Source organism: Rhizobium sp. MHM7A (assembly GCF_005862215.1).
Lineage (GTDB): Bacteria > Pseudomonadota > Alphaproteobacteria > Rhizobiales > Rhizobiaceae > Rhizobium > Rhizobium bangladeshense.
Window position 1 is genome coordinate 101,460 of sequence record NZ_VCHT01000018.1, and the last position, 19,402, is coordinate 120,861.

Annotated in this window: 15 protein-coding genes; 9 read left to right on the forward strand and 6 right to left on the reverse strand. The window is 61.1% G+C overall.

The annotated features are described in order from the left end of the window. Window positions 1–4 precede the first annotated feature (4 nt). Entirely contained in the window at window positions 5–2,149 is a 2,145-nt protein-coding gene (locus tag FFR93_RS35255) for a methyl-accepting chemotaxis protein (protein WP_138396582.1), read from the forward strand. A gap of 395 nt (window positions 2,150–2,544) precedes the next feature. Here the strand turns inward: FFR93_RS35255 and FFR93_RS35260 are convergent, their stop codons facing one another. Next, entirely contained in the window at window positions 2,545–2,913 is a 369-nt protein-coding gene (locus FFR93_RS35260; RefSeq protein ID WP_064713130.1) for an antibiotic biosynthesis monooxygenase family protein, read from the reverse strand. A gap of 97 nt (window positions 2,914–3,010) precedes the next feature. Between FFR93_RS35260 and FFR93_RS35265 the strand changes: the two genes are divergently transcribed. Then, on the forward strand, window positions 3,011–3,508 hold the full coding sequence (locus tag FFR93_RS35265) for a MarR family winged helix-turn-helix transcriptional regulator (RefSeq protein ID WP_064709629.1): 498 nt from the start codon (window positions 3,011–3,013) through the stop codon (window positions 3,506–3,508). A 15-nt stretch (window positions 3,509–3,523) separates the two neighbouring features. On the opposite strand, the gene FFR93_RS35270 is transcribed toward FFR93_RS35265, so the two are convergent. Beyond that, complete coding sequence (locus FFR93_RS35270) at window positions 3,524–4,786, reverse strand: DUF3422 domain-containing protein (RefSeq protein WP_138396583.1); 1,263 nt, start codon at window positions 4,784–4,786, stop codon at window positions 3,524–3,526. A gap of 297 nt (window positions 4,787–5,083) precedes the next feature. Then, window positions 5,084–6,367 (reverse strand): ABC transporter substrate-binding protein, encoded by a 1,284-nt coding sequence (locus tag FFR93_RS35275; protein ID WP_171049311.1) that lies wholly within the window; start codon window positions 6,365–6,367, stop codon window positions 5,084–5,086. Between the two features lie 193 nt (window positions 6,368–6,560). Between FFR93_RS35275 and FFR93_RS35280 the strand changes: the two genes are divergently transcribed. The 6 genes from FFR93_RS35280 to FFR93_RS35305 are packed head-to-tail and all read left to right on the forward strand — an operon-like array spanning window position 6,561 to window position 14,694. After that, window positions 6,561–9,083 (forward strand): hypothetical protein, encoded by a 2,523-nt coding sequence (locus tag FFR93_RS35280; protein WP_138396584.1) that lies wholly within the window; start codon window positions 6,561–6,563, stop codon window positions 9,081–9,083. A 16-nt stretch (window positions 9,084–9,099) separates the two neighbouring features. Continuing rightward, the gene (locus FFR93_RS35285) at window positions 9,100–10,194 is read left to right on the forward strand and encodes a glycoside hydrolase family 88 protein (protein WP_138396585.1); all 1,095 of its coding nucleotides are present in this window, start codon (window positions 9,100–9,102) and stop codon (window positions 10,192–10,194) included. After that, window positions 10,191–11,555, forward strand: a complete 1,365-nt coding sequence (locus FFR93_RS35290) for a glycoside hydrolase family 28 protein (protein WP_138396586.1) — start codon at window positions 10,191–10,193, stop codon at window positions 11,553–11,555. Before FFR93_RS35285 ends, FFR93_RS35290 begins: the two co-directional genes overlap by 4 nt. Further along, window positions 11,543–12,649, forward strand: coding sequence for a sn-glycerol-3-phosphate ABC transporter ATP-binding protein UgpC (gene ugpC, locus FFR93_RS35295; RefSeq protein ID WP_138396587.1), 1,107 nt, complete (start codon window positions 11,543–11,545; stop codon window positions 12,647–12,649). The genes FFR93_RS35290 and ugpC overlap by 13 nt, the downstream gene beginning before the upstream one ends. 1 nt (window position 12,650) lies before the next feature. Continuing rightward, on the forward strand, window positions 12,651–13,646 hold the full coding sequence (locus FFR93_RS35300) for a sugar ABC transporter permease (protein ID WP_064713135.1): 996 nt from the start codon (window positions 12,651–12,653) through the stop codon (window positions 13,644–13,646). A gap of 1 nt (window position 13,647) precedes the next feature. Further along, the gene (locus tag FFR93_RS35305; RefSeq protein ID WP_138396588.1) at window positions 13,648–14,694 is read left to right on the forward strand and encodes a carbohydrate ABC transporter permease; all 1,047 of its coding nucleotides are present in this window, start codon (window positions 13,648–13,650) and stop codon (window positions 14,692–14,694) included. Window positions 14,695–14,865: 171 nt separating this feature from the next. Here FFR93_RS35305 and FFR93_RS35310 read toward each other — a convergent pair whose 3' ends face one another. After that, window positions 14,866–16,017 (reverse strand): ROK family transcriptional regulator, encoded by a 1,152-nt coding sequence (locus FFR93_RS35310; protein WP_064713136.1) that lies wholly within the window; start codon window positions 16,015–16,017, stop codon window positions 14,866–14,868. A gap of 161 nt (window positions 16,018–16,178) precedes the next feature. Between FFR93_RS35310 and FFR93_RS35315 the strand changes: the two genes are divergently transcribed. Further along, window positions 16,179–17,210 (forward strand): AraC family transcriptional regulator, encoded by a 1,032-nt coding sequence (locus tag FFR93_RS35315; RefSeq protein WP_138396601.1) that lies wholly within the window; start codon window positions 16,179–16,181, stop codon window positions 17,208–17,210. 41 nt (window positions 17,211–17,251) lie between these two features. Here the strand turns inward: FFR93_RS35315 and FFR93_RS35320 are convergent, their stop codons facing one another. Together FFR93_RS35320 and FFR93_RS35325 are read right to left on the reverse strand one after the other, a co-directional pair. Then, window positions 17,252–18,289, reverse strand: coding sequence for a LacI family DNA-binding transcriptional regulator (locus FFR93_RS35320; RefSeq protein WP_064713138.1), 1,038 nt, complete (start codon window positions 18,287–18,289; stop codon window positions 17,252–17,254). Window positions 18,290–18,688: 399 nt separating this feature from the next. Further along, complete coding sequence (locus FFR93_RS35325) at window positions 18,689–19,321, reverse strand: TetR/AcrR family transcriptional regulator (RefSeq protein WP_138396589.1); 633 nt, start codon at window positions 19,319–19,321, stop codon at window positions 18,689–18,691. Between the last annotated feature and the right edge of the window lie 81 nt (window positions 19,322–19,402).

Consider the following 19,402-nt stretch of genomic DNA (forward strand, 5'->3'; position numbering starts at 1 on the left):
TATGATGTTGCATTTCTGGAATAAATTCGGCATTCGCGCGCAGATCACCTTCGGTTTCGTGCCGTTGATCCTGCTGATGAGCCTGCTTACCGTCAGCTCGATCTCAGGTATGAACGGCCTTGCCGCCATTTTCGCCTCCTACCGCGTCACGGCCGGCCAGAGCCTTGCCATATCGGACTACAGCGATCAGTTGCACGAGATCCAGATGTCGGCGGAAGCTTTCCGCTCCACGCCCACGCAGGCTGTCGTCGACAATTTCCGCGCCGGCGTGAAGGCCTTCGAGGCGGACGATCCGCGTTTCGCCGATAACAAGGATCTTTACTCCGGTCTTGCGATGATCCGCCAGGATATCGCCGCCTACGGCAAGGCCTTCGAGCAGATAGTCTCCCTGCAGGCCCGGCGGGACACGTTGATCTCAAAAGTCACCGAGTTCGGACCCTGGACCAGCATCGCGCTCAACGATGTCATGCGCAGCGCCTGGCGCCAGAACGATGTGGCCCTGCTGCACATGACCGGAGCGACGCTGGAAGCTCTAAACCGGAGCCTCTATTTCTCCGAACGCTTCGTGCATTCCGACGATTTTGCCGCCTATGATATTGCGCAGGCAGCTCTGGCTGAGGCCGTCGCGCTCAACGATGGCGCTGCCAAAGCTGCCAAGAACGAGCTGCAGAAGAAGCGCCTGATGGGTGCTGGCCAGCTCATGCAGAACTATACCGCCCGCCTAGGCGACATGAAGGAGGTGCTGCAGGCATCCGGCAATATCCGCCAGACGCAGCTCAACGTGTTGGCACCGAAGATCGCTGATGCGTTCAAGAACTTGCAGGCGACCGTGACGGGAGCGCAGAAGAAGCTGGATGGTTCCGTCGAGTCCATGGTTTCCTCCGCGACCAGCACCACGCTCGTCATTAGCGGCTTGCTGATCGTTATCGGCCTCGTGCTCTCCTATTTCGTCGGCCGGCTGATTTCCTCGGCGGTGCGTGGGATGGCGCAATCCATGGAGCAACTTGCCCGCGGCGATGACGCTATCGTCATAACAGGCGTTGAGCACCGCCATGAACTGGGCGCCATGGCGCGGTCGCTGAAGGTGTTCCAGGAAACCGGTCGCGCCAAACTGATCGCCGAGGCCAGTGCCGAGCGCGCCCGCCTGGCGGCAGAAGAAGAGCGGCTGCGCCAGGAAGCCGAGCGGCTTTCCGACGCCCAGGTGATGGAACATGCCTTCCGACAGATCTCGCTTGGCCTCGACGCGCTCTCAAAGGGGGACCTCTCGGTCCGCGTCGGCGAAGTGGACGCTCGCTACGTCAGAATCCGCGATCACTTCAACAATTCGGTCGCAAGCCTCGAAGAGGCCGTCGATTCCGTCATCCGTGCGGTGACGACGATCCGCTCCGGCCTTGGGGAAATCTCCACCGCGTCAAACGACCTTGCACGCCGCACCGAGCAGCAGGCCGCGTCGCTGGAGGAGACCGTCGCGGCGCTCGGCGACGTGACGCGGGGAGTGAACGGGACGGCCGAGGGCGCAAGCCGCGCCCAGGCTGCCGTGGCGACGGCCCGCACCAATGCTGAAAAGGGCGGTGAGATTGTCTCCCGCGCCATCGCCGCAATGACGGAAATCCAGATCTCGTCGTCGAAGATCGGTAACATCATCAGCGTCATCGACGAGATCGCCTTCCAGACCAATCTCCTGGCGCTGAATGCCGGCGTCGAGGCGGCGCGCGCAGGCGAGGCCGGCAAGGGTTTCGCCGTCGTTGCGCAGGAAGTCCGTGAGCTTGCCCAGCGCTCGGCCAATGCGGCCAGGGAGATCAAGGAGCTGATCTCCACCTCTTCGGCGCAGGTCAAGACGGGCGTCGAGCTGGTCGGCGAATCCGGTCTCTCATTGGAGCAGATCGTCGAGCAGGTTTCGGCGATGAATGCGACGGTCGCCGAAATCGCCATCGCCGCCCGCGAACAGGCAACGAGTCTCCGCGAAGTCTCGGCCGCTGGCGACCAGATGGACAAGGTGACGCAGCAGAACGCCGCGATGGTCGAAGAAACCACGGCCGCCGCCCAGAGCCTGACGCACGAAACGGAAAGCCTTGCCGAACTGCTGCGCCGCTTCAAAACGGGCAGCCGACACGCCTCGGACCAGCATCGTTACGCGATGGCTTCCTGAGCCTCCGCCGGTGCAGATACTCAATCCTTTCCGCCGAGGTAAGCTTGGCGGGAAGGTCACACCGTCATCGAAACTCGAAGGCTTCGGTGTGGTATGGGCGCGTGAGACGCTTGCCTTTCGCAGATCCGCCAATGGGCCGTCGAACTTGCCACAGGGGCCGCAGACAAGCACGGTCCCGCCGGCTCGCAGTTCGGCGCGAAGTTTTCGGTCCAGTCGCCAAGGGCCCTCACGGTGAAGTGAAGGCGGCTCTCGCCGGGCGCGCTCGAGATGGTGAAGGGTTGCACCTCGTTCCAGCCTTTGCCTTGTATTTCATCACGAGTATTTCATCACGAAAACGGCAACGAGGCCTGCGATGGCAAAGTTGCGCTCGCTTTTCGACATGACTCGATTTCCAGCTAGGCTACACAGATCCCCGCTACGGCGACCTTCTGGAAGAGATGCGGCGAAGCAATAGCCGAAGACGGATAGGCGGAGGTCTTCGCCCTGAATTCCGGATGGACAAAGGCCGCCCGGAAATGCGCGTTGGATTCCCAGATGGCGTAATTGAGATAGGTCGGTTTTTCGCCGATCGCGCGATGCAGCTGGGTGGAGATGAAGCCGGGCTGGCGTTTCATGAAGGCTGCGTCGTCCTGCCAGACCTCAAGGAACTTCGTCTCGTCTGCCAGGTCGAGCGTGAAAAGATTGATGAGCACGACCGGGGAGGCCTCGAGCTCGATTTGCCGGTTGATCGGGAAGGTGGGGTCCATCGGACGAATATGTGGCATGACTTGCTCCGTTTTATGTGGTTCCATGATGTCAATTCGACATGAAGAACACATATGATTATGACATCATAATGTCAATATAAATGCATGGTGACACATGACCGATGCCGAGCGAAGTGCAGCAGGATCCGCATTGACCAATCTCGTGCTCGACCTCTTCAGGCTAAACAACCGAATGCTGACCTCAGGAGACAGGCTGGTCGCCGGCCTGGGGCTGACCAGCGCGCGCTGGCAGGTTCTCGGCACTGTCGGCGCATCGGAGCGCCCGCAGCCGGTGGCCTGGCTAGCCCGCGACATGGGCGCCAACCGCCAGAACGTGCAGCGCATCGTCAATGATCTGGAGAAGGAAGGGATCGTTGCCTTCGCGGCGAACCCGCATCACCGCCGGGCTCAGCTCGTCGTGCTGACGGAGAAGGGGCGGGAGACCTTCGACGCCGCCATGCGCCTCCAGGCTCCCTGGGCGAGCGGTCTCGCTGACGGTCTTGAGGTGCGCGAAATCGAAACGGCGCACCGCGTCATGAAGGCGCTTCTCCACAAGTTGGAAGGAAGCGAAGAGGTCGGGGGAGCAGACCCCACATCTGCTGGGGCAGGCTGAGTCACTGACGCGTCGTCAGTGAATTTCGGAAGTCGGGCCATGCGGGACCCCGGCAATGCTCCTGCGGACATGGCGGACGGCGGTCCAGACGGCGAAGAGCACCAGCGGGATGGCTCCGAGAACGGCGAGTTTCACAATATGCGGATCGACACCCAGTTCGGAAATGCTTTCCAGGCAGATCTTAACCAGGCCGACGGTGTAATAGGTGATGGCGATGACGGAGAAGCCTTCGACAGCCTGCTGGATATGCACCTGAATTCGCGCCCGCTCTTCCATCGAGGTCAACAGCGACGCGTTCTGATCTTCGAGCTGAACCTGCACGGTGGTCCTGAGGAGATCACCGGCCAGGCTGACGCGTTCGGCGAGTTCATCGAGGCGGCGCTCGGCGGCACGAACCGAGCGGACGGCCGGCTGAAAGCGACGGTCGATGAAGGTGCCGATCCTCTGGCGCTGTTCGACGCGTTCTTCGCGAAGCTCCGACAGCCTGCTCGCGACGATCTCGGAATAGGCTTTCGTCGCTCCGAAGCGATGGCGGGCGAGTGCCGAGAAATTGAGAACGTCAGACGAGAGCCTGGTCACCTCGGAAAGCAGCGCCTTGTCTACCTTTACGGCGCTCTGCATATGGCTGATCAGGAGGTCGAGGCGATGGTCGAAGGTGGAAAGCTTCGAGACTGTCTCGCGTGCCATCGGCATGGCAAGCAGCGCCATCATCCGATATGTCTCGATCTCCAGGAAACGTCTGACCATGCGGCCGGTGCGATAAGCATTGAGATTGCGGTTGAAGAACAGGAATTCCACGAAGCCGCTGTCGCTAAGACGGAAGTTCGAATGCACTTCCGCATCGCCGCCGCCGACCCGCGAGGCGACAAAGTCGAGCTTCGGTTTTTCCAGGTGATCCCCGGCTTTCTCATCGCGTACCAGCACGCGCACGGCCGCTATGATCTTGCCGCCGATCTGCCGGCAGCAGGCCTGAAAGGCTTCCGGCGGATGGCTGCCCGGTTCAGCCGACGCCGACACGACGAAGGTCAAGGTCAGGAATTCGGTGTGTGCTTCCCATTTCAGGCGGCCGGCGCCGACACGGCCGATGCCGTGGTTGCCCTCGCGGGTCGTGGTGACATCTTCCAGTCCCGGGAGCGAAACCGGCAGCGGAGGAGGGGCATTGTCGCTGACGATGGCGATGTGCCAGACATCGGTATCGCCATCGAAGTAAAGCGACGGGCGTGCATGAAGCTCGTTGTGAAGTTCCCTTCGCAGCGGATGCTCGGAGCCGAGTAGCATGGAGAGGCACCTCGATTGACTGGACCCCCGCTGGTCGGTCGGGTTTGTAAGTTGGGCCTGATACCGGCGAGCCGCCAGCCGATAACGCCTATAGCCTCTCCCAAAGCCCATGTCACGACGCCGCGGAACCGTCCTGTCCATCAGCGCGAATCTGCCGCACCGGCTTGCTCTGAATCAGAGCGAGCCTCAGCCAAGCAGGCTTCCGAAGAGCTGGGCACCGGCGAAATGCATCAGCCACGACACGTTGCGGGGCCGTGGCTGATGCGTGCGCACATTCTGCGGGAATGCGTGACCAGATTACTTGGCGGCAAGCGCGCCGTTGATCTTGTCGACGTCCGCGGCCATGGCTTTGAAGGTGTCTTCGAGGGAAAGCTCGCCGACGATCAGCTGGCTCATCCGCTGCACAATCAGCTGATAGATGGCCCCGGATCCCTTGAGGCGTTCCAGATCGCGGGCGGCCTGCGGCGCACTGTCGCGGGCCGCGAGGAAGACGGCCATGGCTTCCTTGGCGTTCTTGCTCTCGAGCTTGTATTGCGGATCCTTGATGTCGGCGCCGGTCAGGATGACGTAATTTTCGGCGATTTCACGCTGGATCTTTTCAGACCCGAGAAATTCGATGAAAGCGGCCACGGCTTCCGGATGCTTGGTGCGCTTAAAGCCGACGATCGCGGTGCCGCCCGGCATGGCATAGCAGCCGGCATCGCCGCAAGGCGCGCTGATCGCCGTCCAGTCGAAGCCGTCGCCGATCTTCTTCTGGAACGGATTGACCATCCAGTTGCCGGCCAGATAGGTCACGACATTGCCGTTAACGAACTCGTCGCCCATGTTCTTGTACTGGGTTCCGCCAGCAGCACCCCACATTTCCTTGGGGAAAGAGCCGTCCTTCGTCCAGTTGTAGAGATCGGTGATGTAGCGCTTGGCGGCGTCGTCGGGGAACGAGAACTTGCCGTCCTTGACGTAATTCGAGCCATAGGAGAAGGCCGCACCCGAGAAGCGGTGGCCCGAGCGGTCCATCGTGAAGGGGATCTGGGCGCCGGTCGCCTTGGCGACGCGCGCTGAGGCTTCGACGATGTCCTTCAGCGTGGCCGTCGGCTTCGGAAGCGGTTCGTTCGCCTGTTCAAAGAGCGTCTTGTTGACGAAGGGCAGGTTGAAGGTCTGCGACGCGACATAGCCGTTGATCGAGTTCGGATCGTTGACGCCGGGGAAGCGAAGCGTGTTCAGGCTGTCGCCGTGCAGCTTGGCGAAGCCCTCCGGATCTTTCATGTAGGGGCGCATGTCGAGATAATAGGGTGCAAGCTGCCAATCGGTGATCTTGGCAATGTCGGGGCCCTCGCCGACGGCAAGCTGTACCGGCAGCTGCTTGGCGACCGCATCATAGCCCGAAGAGACGAAGTTGACCTTGACGTCGGGATGGGACGTTTCGAATTCCTTGCTCAAGGCCTCCATTCGCTCGACGTAAGCCTGATCGTCATCGGTGAACAAGAAGGTGATCGTTTTGGTTTCCGCCATGGCGGCGCTGGACCAAGCCAGGGAAACAGTAGCCAACGCCAGTGCGAAAGCCCCTGATAGATACGTTTTCATTTTCATCCTCCCATGAAAACATTTTCATCAATCGCGGCCTTGGCCATCGATAATGACAATTTCATATACTTGACATTCAACTCGTCAAGCTATTTCCTGACGCCGTGGCGTTGTTTTTGAGCATTTTTCGAAAATAACCCTCGCCGAACGGCGTAATGAAAATTTTTTCATAAGATTGCGGAGGAGGCAGTCTGTGGACGCGGAATGCATCGAGCAGCCGGACGGCATGGCGCCAGCCTATAGCGTAGCCGAGGGCCAGACGATCACGGCATGGGCGGTTTCCGGCCTTAGCGCCAGCTATTTTCCGGGCGAGCCCGCTCCCGCCGAAGATCGCGTCAATTACCGCTTCATCAACGGTTTCGTCGATGTCGGCGATCTTCCCTGCCGCAAGGCATTCTGGGCCAAAATGATCGGTCGGCCGCTCCTGCCTGATGGTTCCTGGCCGACTGAAAGCCTCTATCTTCCCGGCTCGAACCGTCGGGTCGAGTTCACCGGCTTTTGGCATGTGCCGACGCATCTCAGCCGATGGCTGAAAGGCACGTTCGCGACACCGGTGCCGCGAACGCTCAATCTGAGGCTCAGGACATGCGGCGGCGTTCGTATCTGGGTTAACGGCGAGGAGGCGGCACGCTTCGAGCCGTTCAAACGAAATGTCGAGAGCGCCACTGACATAGCGCTGCCCCTGCAGGCGGGCGACAACGAGGTTCTCGTCCACACCGAAGACCTGGCCGAGCGCGACACGACCTGGTTCTTCGAACTCGAGATGCTGGACAAGGAGCCGCTCTCGGTGTTGCTGCCGGTATCGCTGGATCAGGATGAGGTCCGCGAGCTGGAAGTTCTTTCGCGCGGCGTACGCCCGGCCCGCGACGTCTTTGTCGATCAGCCGCTTGAAATTATCTTCGATACGGCGCCGGAGCGGGACTTGCCCGTCGAGATCAAGATTGTCGGTCATGGCCACGAGCGGCCGGTTCTCGTTCAGTCCAAATTGACCCTGCACGCCCATCAGGACCGGCTGATTGTCGAGGATGTCCGCGGAATTGCCGACGGTTATCACGGCATTCACATGACGATCGGCTCCGGGCCGGGTTCGGTCATCCGCGTCATCGACGCCGCCTTCATGAGCAGCATTTCTCCGCTGCCGCCTGAGCCCTCGCTTGCCGCCCGCAAGCGGCAGGCGCTGGAATATAGTGCCCGCTTCGGCGCCAACCGCGTCGGCCGTCTGATAGCCCTGATGGAAACGGGTTACGACGACCAGGAAAGCTTCGACCGCATCATCGGGGCGACGCTCGCCTCGATCGATGCGCGAGAGGACTGCTCGGATTTCATCATGGTGCCGCTCCTGTGGTTGCTCGGTGCCTATGGCGACCGAATGCCGGCCGCCACCGTCGATCGCATCCGCCATTCCGTTCTCTCCTACCGCTACTGGGTCGATGAGCCAGGCAACGACGCCATGTGGTTCTGGAGCGAGAACCACGTGCTCTGCTTTCACACGAGCCAGCTGCTGGCGGGACTTCTCCTGCCAGACGCAATGTTCTCGGCCTCGGGCAGGACAGGACGACAGCAGGCGGAACTCGCCGCAGTGCGCCTCGGCCATTGGTTTGACAGCGTCGAAGCCCATGGTCTGGCGGAGTGGAACTCGGCTGCCTATTACCCGATCGATTTCATCGGCCTGCTGGCTCTTGAGCGCTGGGCCGATACGGCAATCGCAGCACGTGCTCGCGCGCAGATCGATCTCATTTTCCGCATGATCGCCCTGCACACGCTCGCCGGCGTGCCGGCGGGATCACAGGGCCGCGCTTATGACAAGGAACTGCGCGCCGGCCCGCTGACCGAACTTGCGCCCTTCGCCCATGTTGCCTTCGGCACGGGCTGGCTGAACAACGGCGTGGCGGCGCTGACCATGTTCTGCGCCGGCGGTTACGAGCCGCCGGCTGAACTTGCCGAACTCGCCGCCCTTCCACGAGGACGAAACGTCGAGGCGCGCTACAGCCAGGGGCTGGAGAGCGGAAAACTCGTGCTTTACAAGAACGAGGCGGCGCAGCTTTCGACTGTCGTCGATCACAAGACCGGCCGGAAGGGTCATCAGCAGCACGTTCTGGATATCCGGCTCGCCGGCCATCCGATGGCGAGGCTCTGGGTGAATCACCCCGGCGAAGACGACCCGTGGGGCAATCAACGGCCGTCCTATTGGGCCGGCAACGGCACCCTGCCGCGCGTTGCTCAGCATCGCGACGTCGCGCTTTTGATCGAAGACACAGGCGATGCACGGCATGCTTGGACGCACGCCTATATCGGCCGCGACGGTCTTGACGATCTCATCGTCGAAGACAAATGGCTGATCGCCCGGTCGGGCAGGGGATTTGCCGCTCTCTGGGCCTCGAACGGCCTGGAACTGATCACGGACGGCCCGACCGCCGGACGCGAGGCGCGCTCGTATGGATCGCTCTGCGGCTGGGCGGCCATCGTAGCATCCGGCAATGACGATGCTTACAAGGCCTTCATCGAGCGTCTGTGCCAGACCAGCGTTTGCTTCGATCCCAGGCTTCGCCGTCTTTCCCTGACGCCGCCGGGCGGTCAGGCGATCGATCTCTCCTACGCCGACGGTCTTTCGATTGCCGGTAAGCCCCGGCCGTTCACCCATGATCAGCCGCACCCGATCCTCACTCACGACAGCGCCGCGTCCCGGGCCGGCGCTGACGGCCCGTTCTATTCCTGACACATAGGTCTCACGCATGAACACTGCATCTGTCGATAACGCCGCGCTCCTGACGACGATCGATCGTGTGGCAACGGCTTTCAGCCGGCTCAGGGGCATAAAGGAGGGGCTCGTGACGGGCGGTTCCACGTCCGGCATCCAGTTTGACGAATGGGACTGGGAGGTCGGCGTCGGTCTTTACGGATTCCTCAGGCGCGCGATAGCCACCAATGACCAAAAGGCGCTGCAGGAGCTTGTTGCCTGGTACAGCGCGCAGATCGAACGCGGCCTGCCGCCGCGCCAGATCAACAGCACGGCGCCGATGCTGCCGCTCGCGATTCTCGTCCAGCACGTCGACCGCCCGGATTTCCGCGCCCTCGTCGAAGACTGGGCTGAGTGGTTGGTCAAGGAACTGCCGAAGACCGAGGAAGGCGGTTTCCAGCACGTTGTCAAGGAGCGCCTCAACGACGGGGAGTTGTGGGACGACACGCTGTTCATGGCCTGCCTGTTCCTGGGCCGCGCCGGCGTGCTCTGCGAGCGCAACGAGTGGATCGATGAGGCTGTCTACCAATTCGTGATCCACACGCGCTATCTCTCCGATCCGGTCAGCGGGCTCTGGTATCACGGTTGGACCTTCAACGGCCGGCACAACTTCGCCAATGCCTTCTGGGCGCGGGGCAATGCCTGGATCACGGTCGCAATCCCCGAGCTCTTCGATCTCGTGCCCTCGCTCGGTGAGAAGGATCGGCGCTTCCTGTCCAACGTCCTCGTCAGTCAGGTGCGCTCCCTGAAGGCATATCAGCGGCCGGACGGCATGTTCACGACACTTCTGGACGATCCGTCCTCGCCGCTCGAAACCTCGGCCACGGCAGGCATCGCCTATGGCATATTGCGCGCCATCGATGCCGGCATTCTCGACGAGAGCGACAGGGCACATGCGGAGCGGGCGCTTGCGGCAGTGCTGGCGCAGATCGATGAAGAAGGCGTCGTCCATGGCGTCTCGGACGGTACGCCGATGGGACACGATCTCGATTTCTACCGGCGCATCCCGAATGTGCCGACGCCTTACGGCCAGGCACTGACCATGCTGCTTTTGACCGAAGTCGTCCTCGAGCACGGTCAACGTCAATGAACGCAACCTCGCTTGTCGCCATTGCAGCTTACGACGGCGACAATACTGACCGTGTGCAAACAGCGATCGACAGCCTTTCAGCTTCCGGTGGCGGACGGCTGGAGCTCCTCGCAGGCATCCACAACTGCCGGGGGCTCCGGCTCCGTTCCGGTGTCGAGCTGCATCTTGCCGCCGGCGCCATCCTGCGTCCCGTTCCCGACTATGCTGCCTATGTCCATACGACAGTTTCGGTCATCGCCGAAAAGTCGGACCGCGGCATGATCGTGGCGAGGGATGCGCGACGGATCAGTCTGACGGGCACGGGGCGCATCGAAGCCGGTTGCGAGAGCTTCATCATCGGAGACGACGAGAGCGTCGGAACCTTCGTTCCGGCCGAATATCGCCCCCGCGTCGTCGTCTTCGAGGGCTGCGACGAAGTCGAGATCAGCTCCATCCATATCTGCCGTTCGCCGATGTGGACACTGCACTTCGTCAATTGCAACGATGTCTCCGTCCGCAACGTGACTATAGACAATGACCGCCGCCTTCCCAACACGGACGGTATCGTGCTCGATGCCTGCCGTGGCGCCATCATTGAGGATTGCAGGATATCGACCGCCGACGACGGCGTATGTCTGAAGACGAGCGCCGGCCCCGATGGCAGGGCCATCGGCCGGTGCGAGAACATTCTCGTCCGCCGATGCGCCGTCGAGAGCCTGAGCTGCGCGCTGAAGATCGGCACCGAAACGCATGGCGACGTCACCAACGTCATGTTCGAGGATTGCCGTATCTCGTCCTCCAACCGGGCGCTCGGGATATTTTCCCGCGACGGCGGCCGGATATCGAATGTGCGATTTTCGAAGATTTCGGTGGAGTGCCGCGAGACGCCGGACGGGTTCTGGGGGTCCGGTGAGGCGCTGACGGTCAATGTCGTCGACCGTGTAAGCGAGCGCCCCGCGGGCGCCATCGAGAACCTCGTCGTCGAAGACGTGACCGGCCGGATGGAAGGGGCGATCACCATCATTGCCGCCGCGACGTCAGGCATCCGGAACGTGTCGCTGGCCCGTATTGCCCTCGACCAGCAGCCCGGACAGCTTGGCACAGGGCGGACCTACGACCTACGCCCGACGAATGCCGACCTCGCGCCGATGGCCGATGGCGGCGGGCGCGCCAATGCCTGGACCCGCGGTTCGGACGGGCGGGTGATCGGCCTTGAGGACTATCCGGGAGGAATGCCGGCTGTCTATGTGGCGGGTGTTAGTGGAATCGCGATGAACGAGGTGCGGATCACGAGGCCGGCACCGCTGCCGCAAGGCTGGAACGCAATCGACGTCGTCATGGAAACGACGCCACCTGATGGGAGTGGGGCATGGCAGAACTGAAACTTTCCACCGTCAACAAGTCGTATGGCTCCGTCAAAGTCCTTCATGACGTCGAACTCGACATCAAGGACGGCGAATTCGTTGTCTTCGTCGGCCCGTCTGGGTGCGGCAAGTCGACCCTTTTGCGCGTTATCGCCGGCCTCGAGGAAGTGACTTCGGGCGGAATCGCGATCGGTGGCCGCGACGTCAGCGCGCTGTCGCCGGCCGAGCGTAAAATCGCGATGGTCTTCCAGTCCTATGCGCTCTATCCGCATATGAGCGTACGCAAGAATCTCGCATTCGGCTTGGAGAATCTGAACTTCAAGCGCGCCGAAATCGAGGCGCGCATCGCCGAGGCCGCCAGGATGCTGGCGATCGAACCCTTTCTCGACCGGCGTCCGAAGCAGCTTTCGGGCGGCCAGCGCCAGCGCGTGGCGATTGGCCGGGCGATCGTGCGCGAGCCGGACATATTCCTCTTCGACGAGCCGCTGTCGAACCTCGATGCGGCGCTGCGCGTCCAGACCCGGGCCGAGATCACCAAGCTCCACCGCGACATCAAGACGACGATGATCTATGTAACGCACGACCAGGTCGAGGCGATGACCATGGCGGACAAGATCGTCGTTTTGCGCGCCGGACGCGTCGAACAGGTCGGTGCGCCGCTGGAACTCTTCGATCATCCTCGCAACCTCTTCGTCGCCGGCTTCCTGGGCTCGCCGCGGATGAATATCATCAAAGGCAAGGTCTCGGGCATCGGTGAAAGCGGCGTCGTCGTCGATGTCGGCAATGGCGGCACGATCGTAAGCAATGTCGATCCCGTCGGCATCGCGGTCGGTCAGTCGGTTCTTGCCGGTATCCGGCCCGCACATTTCACCCGATCCAGCGAGCGGGGCCTGCCCTTCCTAGTACAATATCACGAGGGGCTCGGGACCGAGACCTATGTCTACGGCAATCTCGCCGGGCAAGACGATCAGATCATCATCCATGAAGCCGGTCATTTCGCGCCGGTTTCGGGCGACCGGATCATGATCGATGCCGATCCGGCCCGCGTTCATCTGTTCGATCCCGAAAGCGGCCTGGCCTTTGGCAGACGGTCCGGGCAGGGGAGGCGCTGACATGGCAGATTTCACGGCCGGTACATTGCTGTCTCAGACAGGCGAAACGGCGATGAGGGTGGTCGAGGCGCCGATGAATGCGATCGAACGTCTGTTCGGCCGCAAGCGGATGCCCTGGCTGTTCCTGGCGCCCAATCTCATCCTGTTCGGTATCTTCACGTTCCTTCCCATCGCGATCGCGGTCGGCTACGCGTTCACCGGCGGCACCAATCTCTTCGTTTCCGACCGCCCGTTCGTCGGTCTCGACAACTTCCGCACCTTGCTTTCCTGCGGCAATTATCTCCAGCCTGGAACCTGCCAGGAATCGCTGTTCTGGACGGCGGTGTGGAACACCCTTTGGTTCGTGGCCTTCAACGTCGTCGCCACATTGCTGGTGGCGCTGATCACGGCGCTGATCCTCAATCGGGCGATCTTTGCACGGGGCTTCTTCCGGGCGATGTTCTTCTATCCGGTTCTGCTGTCTCCCGTGGTCATCGGCCTGATCTGGAAGTGGTTCCTCGATCGCAACGGACTGCTGAACGCCTTCTTTCAGATGCTTGGGGTTCCCCCCGAAATATTCCTGCTTGATGTTGGCTGGTCGCGCTTTTTCGTGGTGGTGGTATCGGTCTGGTTCCATATGGGCTTTTACACGCTGATCCTGCTCGCCGGCCTCCAGGCAATCCCGAAAGATCTCTATGAGGCCGCGTCCATCGATGCCGCTTCACCGCGTCGCACGCTGTTCAGGATCACGCTTCCACTTCTTGCCCCGAACCTGCTTGTCGTGTTCATCCTTCTGATGATCAAGTCCGTGCAGATCTTCGACGAAGCCTGGGTTTTGACCAATGGCGGCGGCCCTGGCACGGCCAACAGCTTCATCGTCCAATACATCTATCAGATGGCCTTCGGCAGCGATCTGCGTCTCTTCGGCCTTGCTTCCGCCGCATCGGTTCTCATGGGGCTGGTGCTTCTGGTTCTCACCCTCATACAGCTGCGCCTCGGCAAGCGAATGGAGTCCTGAGATGAGCCCGATCAGTTTTCTCTCGCGCACACGCCGGGCCGGACGCATCGATATCACCGATATCTTGTCATGGGTCTGGCTGCTTGGCGGAACGTTCGCGGTGCTCGTTCCCGTCGTTTGGGCAGGCCTCTCCTCGCTAAAGCCGGCGGCCGAGATCACCCGCTTTCCGCCGTCGCTGCTTCCCCGGGCCGCCTTGGAACAGACCGTGCCCGGATTCGATAAGCCCCTCAGCCTTTGGAACGTAACGATTGACAGCCGGCAGCGTGAAATGGCCATGGTGCGGCGCATCGGTCTCAAGGCGCAGATGGTCGATCCTGCAAATCCGGGGCAACCGGTCGGTGTCGACGTGAAGGGGATCACGCCGGTGCAGCAGTTGACCGTTGCCACCGAGAACTACACCGATCCGCTGACGCGTTTCAACTTCCTGACCTTTCTGAAAAATTCCGTCTTCGTCACCGTTGTTGCAACGCTGCTGACGCTTATCGTCAACGCAATGGCTGCCTTTGCGCTGTCGAAATACAAATTTCGGGGCGACACGACTGTGTTCGTCATCATCATCTCGACGCTGATGATCCCGCTCGCCGTCGTCATGGTCCCGGCCTACCTCGTAATCGTGGGGGTCGGGCTCGCTGACAATCTCTGGGGTGTCATCCTGCCGACCGTCGCCTCTCCAACGGCCGTTTTCCTGCTGCGGCAATATATGCTGACCATACCGGACGAGTTGATCGAGGCGGCACGCGTCGATGCGGCGAGCGAATTCTGCATCTTCTGGCGGATCATCCTGCCGCTGACAGCACCGGCGCTGGCGGTACTGGCGATCTTTTCCGTGCTCTGGCGTTGGAATGACTTCCTCTGGCCGCTCATCGTCCTCAACAGCCGTGAGAATTTCACCCTGCAGGTCGGTCTCAACGCGTTCCAGGGAGAGTTCTCGGTGCAGTGGCACTATATCCTGGCGATGACGTTCCTCAGCCTGCTGCCGGTCACCGTCGTCTTCCTGTTCCTGCAGAAATACATCACAACTGGCATTGCCGGAACGGGAATGAAATGAACGAATCCTGGCGCGCAGCCCCAATTGGGGTCGAGATGTGGAAACCTCCCAAGCATTGAAGACTGCCTTCCCATCTCGTCGCGCCGGCTGAAGCGCACCGCACCTGGCACTGCGGTGCGCTTCAGCCCTGCTTGGATGCAAGCCACGCGGGCTTGACTGCCCGAGCCGCCATTACAAAACGGTTTCGAATAGCGGGATCAAGGCCGCGCCGATCGCGCCGGGGGCATCGATGATCTGGGCCACGGCCAGCTCCGGAACGTCGCGCAATGCGCCATGCCGAGGCAGATTGTTGAATTCGGTGCGTTCGATCAGCATTCTTGCAAGTGAATGTGGTAACTCGCCGCCAAGCACGATCAATGCCGGGTCGAAGATCGCGCAGATTGCGTTGACTGCACGATTATGGGCCGGCGTGACACGGTCGATCCATTCCTCGATGCCATCCCAATCCGCCACATTTTCATTCTTCAAATCTTTAAGGGTCAGTCCCGCGCGCCCCTTGGCGCGAAGATGTTCGAGCAACTGGTTGAGTGCGGGACGATCGTCATAGTCCTGCCGCCCGAAGAGAACGGAGAATTCGCCGGCATTCCCGAAACTGCCGCGAAACGGCATGCCGCCGGAAACCAGACCGCCGCCATAGCCATGAAGATGGGCGATATAGGCAAAATCGGCGACGTCACGTCCGACGCCGAAGATTGCTTCCGCCAAGGCCGCAGTCCTGGCGACATTGTCCGCCCAGACTGGCAGACCAAGTCGCTCTCCAAGCAGCGGCGCCAGGTCGATGAGCGACCAATGGGCTAGCGGCAGTGGACAATTGAAAGCCGTCTCCAGCATGCGATGACCGGCGACCGCCAGGCCGACGCCGAGGATGTCACGCCGCCTGGCGCCGCGCCGGGCCAGTATCTCTCCGACCGCTGCTTCGATCCGCTCCATCTCCAGGGACAGCGAGGAGCCGGTCTGCGGAATTTCCATATTGTCCAACGGTTCGCCGAAACCCATGAGGCAAAGGCCGATCGTGCCCACGTTGACGGAGATGCCGAGCGTCAGACACCATTCCCTTCGGAGCGTCAGCTCCGGACTGGGAGGACCGGCCCGCCGGTTTTCCGATTGGGAAAAGACGACCATTCCACGATCATGAAGCCGCCCGACAATTCTGTGCAGCGATTGCTGGGTGAGATCGAGCGGTTCCGTCAGGTTGGAGCGTTCGATTCCAGGCGATTTCCAGATCAACCGCAACAGGTCCCGTTCGTTGCGAGACGCAACCCTTGCAGGCTGCGTGTCTCGCAGAAAATGCGCGGCGACGTGGTCCAGAGGAACATACTTCATTTTTCGATCATGGTGATTTACACTATAAGTGTGAAGCAGGGGAGGGACGTTCTGCAGGGCAAGGAAATCATCCGTGGTGTTGCCGGTCCTGCTTAACGCATCAAGATTGGTCAGGCCAGTCGCGATGTCGTCTCAGGTGGCAGGGAAGAGAATCGAGCCGCATGGATTGGTTGAGAGCGGAGAAATTGGGCCGTCTTGGAGAGCCTGAGTGTTACGGCTTTGAGCCCACGCATGAAGGCACCAGCTTCGAATCGATGGTTCAAGCCTTTTCGGCGGGTTATGGCGTTTTCGACGCACAGCCTCTGAGGGACGATCGGAAGTTTGCCTGGGCCGCGGATTTGAGAAGGACCGAGGCACTCACCGTGCTTCATTCGGTGTATCAGAGTTCCTGGACAATCCGAACGCTTGACGAGTCTCCGCAGCATCTCGCTTTTTTCATGCCGCACACAGGATCCTTTCGACTGTCGATAGGGAAGAGAACGGTCGAAAGCGGTGCCGGTCATCTTCTTATGGCCAACAACCACGAAGCCGGCGATCGTGTGGTCCAGGGCGGGCCGCACCGCTCGGACGCCCTCTTCCTGGATTGGAAGGTTGTGAAGCGGATGCTCGCCTCGCTGGTGGAAAAGCCCCTCTCCGCGTCGCTCGACCTCGACCCTGTCCTGGATCGCACGACGCAGTCAGGCCAGCTCATCGGCAATCTGCTCCAGACGATCGTGCAGGGCATGCGCGGCGATGGCCCGCTAATGTCTTCGCCGCTTGCGGCAGCGGCGATAAGTGAAACTCTCGCTCACCTGGTGATCCGATTTGGACGGCACCGTTTTTCCGATCAACTGGAAAAACAGAAAGTATCGCTGGTTGCGCCCTGGCACGTCCGACGGGCCATCGATTACATGCATGCCAACATTGCGGAACCCCTAACCATGACGATGGTTGCAGATGATGTCGGCGTTTCCCTTCGCGCGCTGCAAACGGGCTTCAAGGCCTTCAGGGGAACGTCGCCGGCAGGTTATCTCCGCACGATCCGGCTGCAGGCAGCCCGCGAGCAGCTGCGGGACCCGACGAACCAGCAAACCGTTCGTGAAATCTGCGCGATATGGGGTTTTGCGCACGCGGGCAGATTCTCCATCATATACCGCAACACCTTTGGAGAAAGCCCGCGAGATACACGGCTACGGGCTGAGCGCTTGCGCTGATGTGAGTGTTGGAGCTTCGAGGTCCTGGCTCTGCCGGCGCTTTAGCGCGGCGGCGCGATGCTGCCGCGCAGGACGAGATGGCAGCCGAGTTCCAGGCGATGAGCCGGCCGCTGCGGATCGCTGGCGATCAACCGCTGTTCGATGAGCGCGAGCGCTGCAGCGCCGAGACGGTCGGTGGGCACGCTCACGGTGGAAAGCGGCGGACGGCTGAACTCGCCGGGAACGATGTCGTCGAAGCCGAGCACAGATATCGCGTCGGGCACGCGTATGTCGCGATCGGCGAATGCCTTCAGGCAGCCGAGCGCCAGATTGTCGGCCGCGCAGAAGACGGCGGTGGCGCCTTTGAGCGTGGGGTCGCGATGGAGCAGCGCGTTGATGGCCGCCTCGCCATGCCGGGGCTCATATCCCTCGGCCTCGACGATCATGTCCTCCGGCACCGGAAGCTGTGCGGCGAGATAGGCATCGGAAAAACCGTCATACCGGCGCTGGATCGTCGTGCGGCCCTTCCAGGTCAGATGAAGGATTCGGCGGTGACCGAGCGCCAGAAGGTGCGCGATGCCGAGCCGGGCGCCGAAGCGGTTTTCCGGCGTCACAGTATCGACCAGCATGGCAGGATCCTCGCCGTTGACGATGACGACAGGCATATCGGCCGAGGCGAGGCTGCGAATGAGTTCGGGCTGATCGTCGTTCAGCACCACGATGCCGTCGGCGCGTTCGGCCACCGCCATCTGCCTGACCTCGCCGCCGTCGATGCGCCGGCCGGTGCTGACGTAAGGCACGATGCGGATACCGCGGCGCTCGCACTCCCTGCGAAGGCCGTTTAGGATCGTCCAGCTCACCAGGTTGAGATCGCTCTCCGGCGCAGCATCGTCGGGAATGGCGAGCAGCAGGACGCGCAGCGCGGCAATTGTCGCCTTCTTTCTGCGGCGGTCGAGGTAGCCCAGGCGTTTGGCCGAATCCAGAACCCTCTCGCGCACTTCGATCGTCAGCGGCGCGGTTCCGTTCAGCGCATGCGAGGCCGTGCTCAGCGACACATCGGCGTCGCGCGCGACATCCTTGAGATTGACTTTGCGTTCCACTTTAATTCGTCACGATTGAGGTCGTACCTTGAAAGCATCGGCTAACTTGATGTTTTCACCTAAAAACTTCATTAAATCCATCTGCATCGAGCGGTATTTTTCGTCTCCAGACGAAGTCGGGCTGCAGCACGGCCGCAAACGAGCGCTGCAGGAGCGACGAATGGAGAAAAAGGCCATGCGGCCTCGACCCACGAATGAGCTCCGCAGAAGTGATCGGAGAGCCGCTGGAATGGCAGCCTTAAAGACATCTTCGTTGGCGGAGAGGAATGGATTGAATAGTTTAGGTTTGGCGTCAGAAATGGGTGCCAGAAGGAGCCGAAGCGGTTTCCAAAGCTCCATGGCGGAAAAACTCGGGCCGCGGAAGGCTCGCGATGGTCAGTTACTCAGAGCCGTTGGCGATCAGCCCGGCTTGGCGAGCAGGCCGTTGAAGAGCAGGTCGAAATAGGTCCTGAGGAAGGCCTCCTTATTGGGAATTGGGTCGCGACGATCGTCGAATATCAGCCGCAGAACCGTCCTCGTCAGGATGGGTGCAACGACCATATCGGAGAATTCCACCGGGATTTGGCGAAACTCACCTGACGCCATTCCCTCCACGATGAGAGAGTCGATCTTGGCGATAATCGGCGCGATAAATTCATCGTGGTGGCGGTCGATCAGGTCGGGGAACCGCTGTCCTTCCGCAATGACGAGCCGAACCAGCTCACGGGTCGTGCGATCTTCGGCGATCTGCTTATAGAGCAGGCTTAGAATTGACTTCAGCCTCTCCGTGGCGCTGCCGCTGAGTTCGTCGGTGATCGCCAGCAACTCCTGAAAGGGCACCGAGAAATGGTTGATCATAGCTTCGAAGAGCGTCTCCTTCGTCTCGAAATAGACGTAGACGGTGCCCTTGGTGACGCCGACCCTTTCGGCGATATCCTCGACACGTGTGCCGGCGAAGCCGCATCTAACGAACTCCTCGAAAGCGGCGTCAAGGATTTGGATGGGGCGCAACGCTTTCTGTTCCGCGCGTGTAATCTTTTTCTCTGCTGCCACTTCCGGGCCTCCCTTAACCAATCATGCCCTCGTCTCATGCGGCACAAAGTTTCATTGACTAATCCGTCAGTCAATTATATA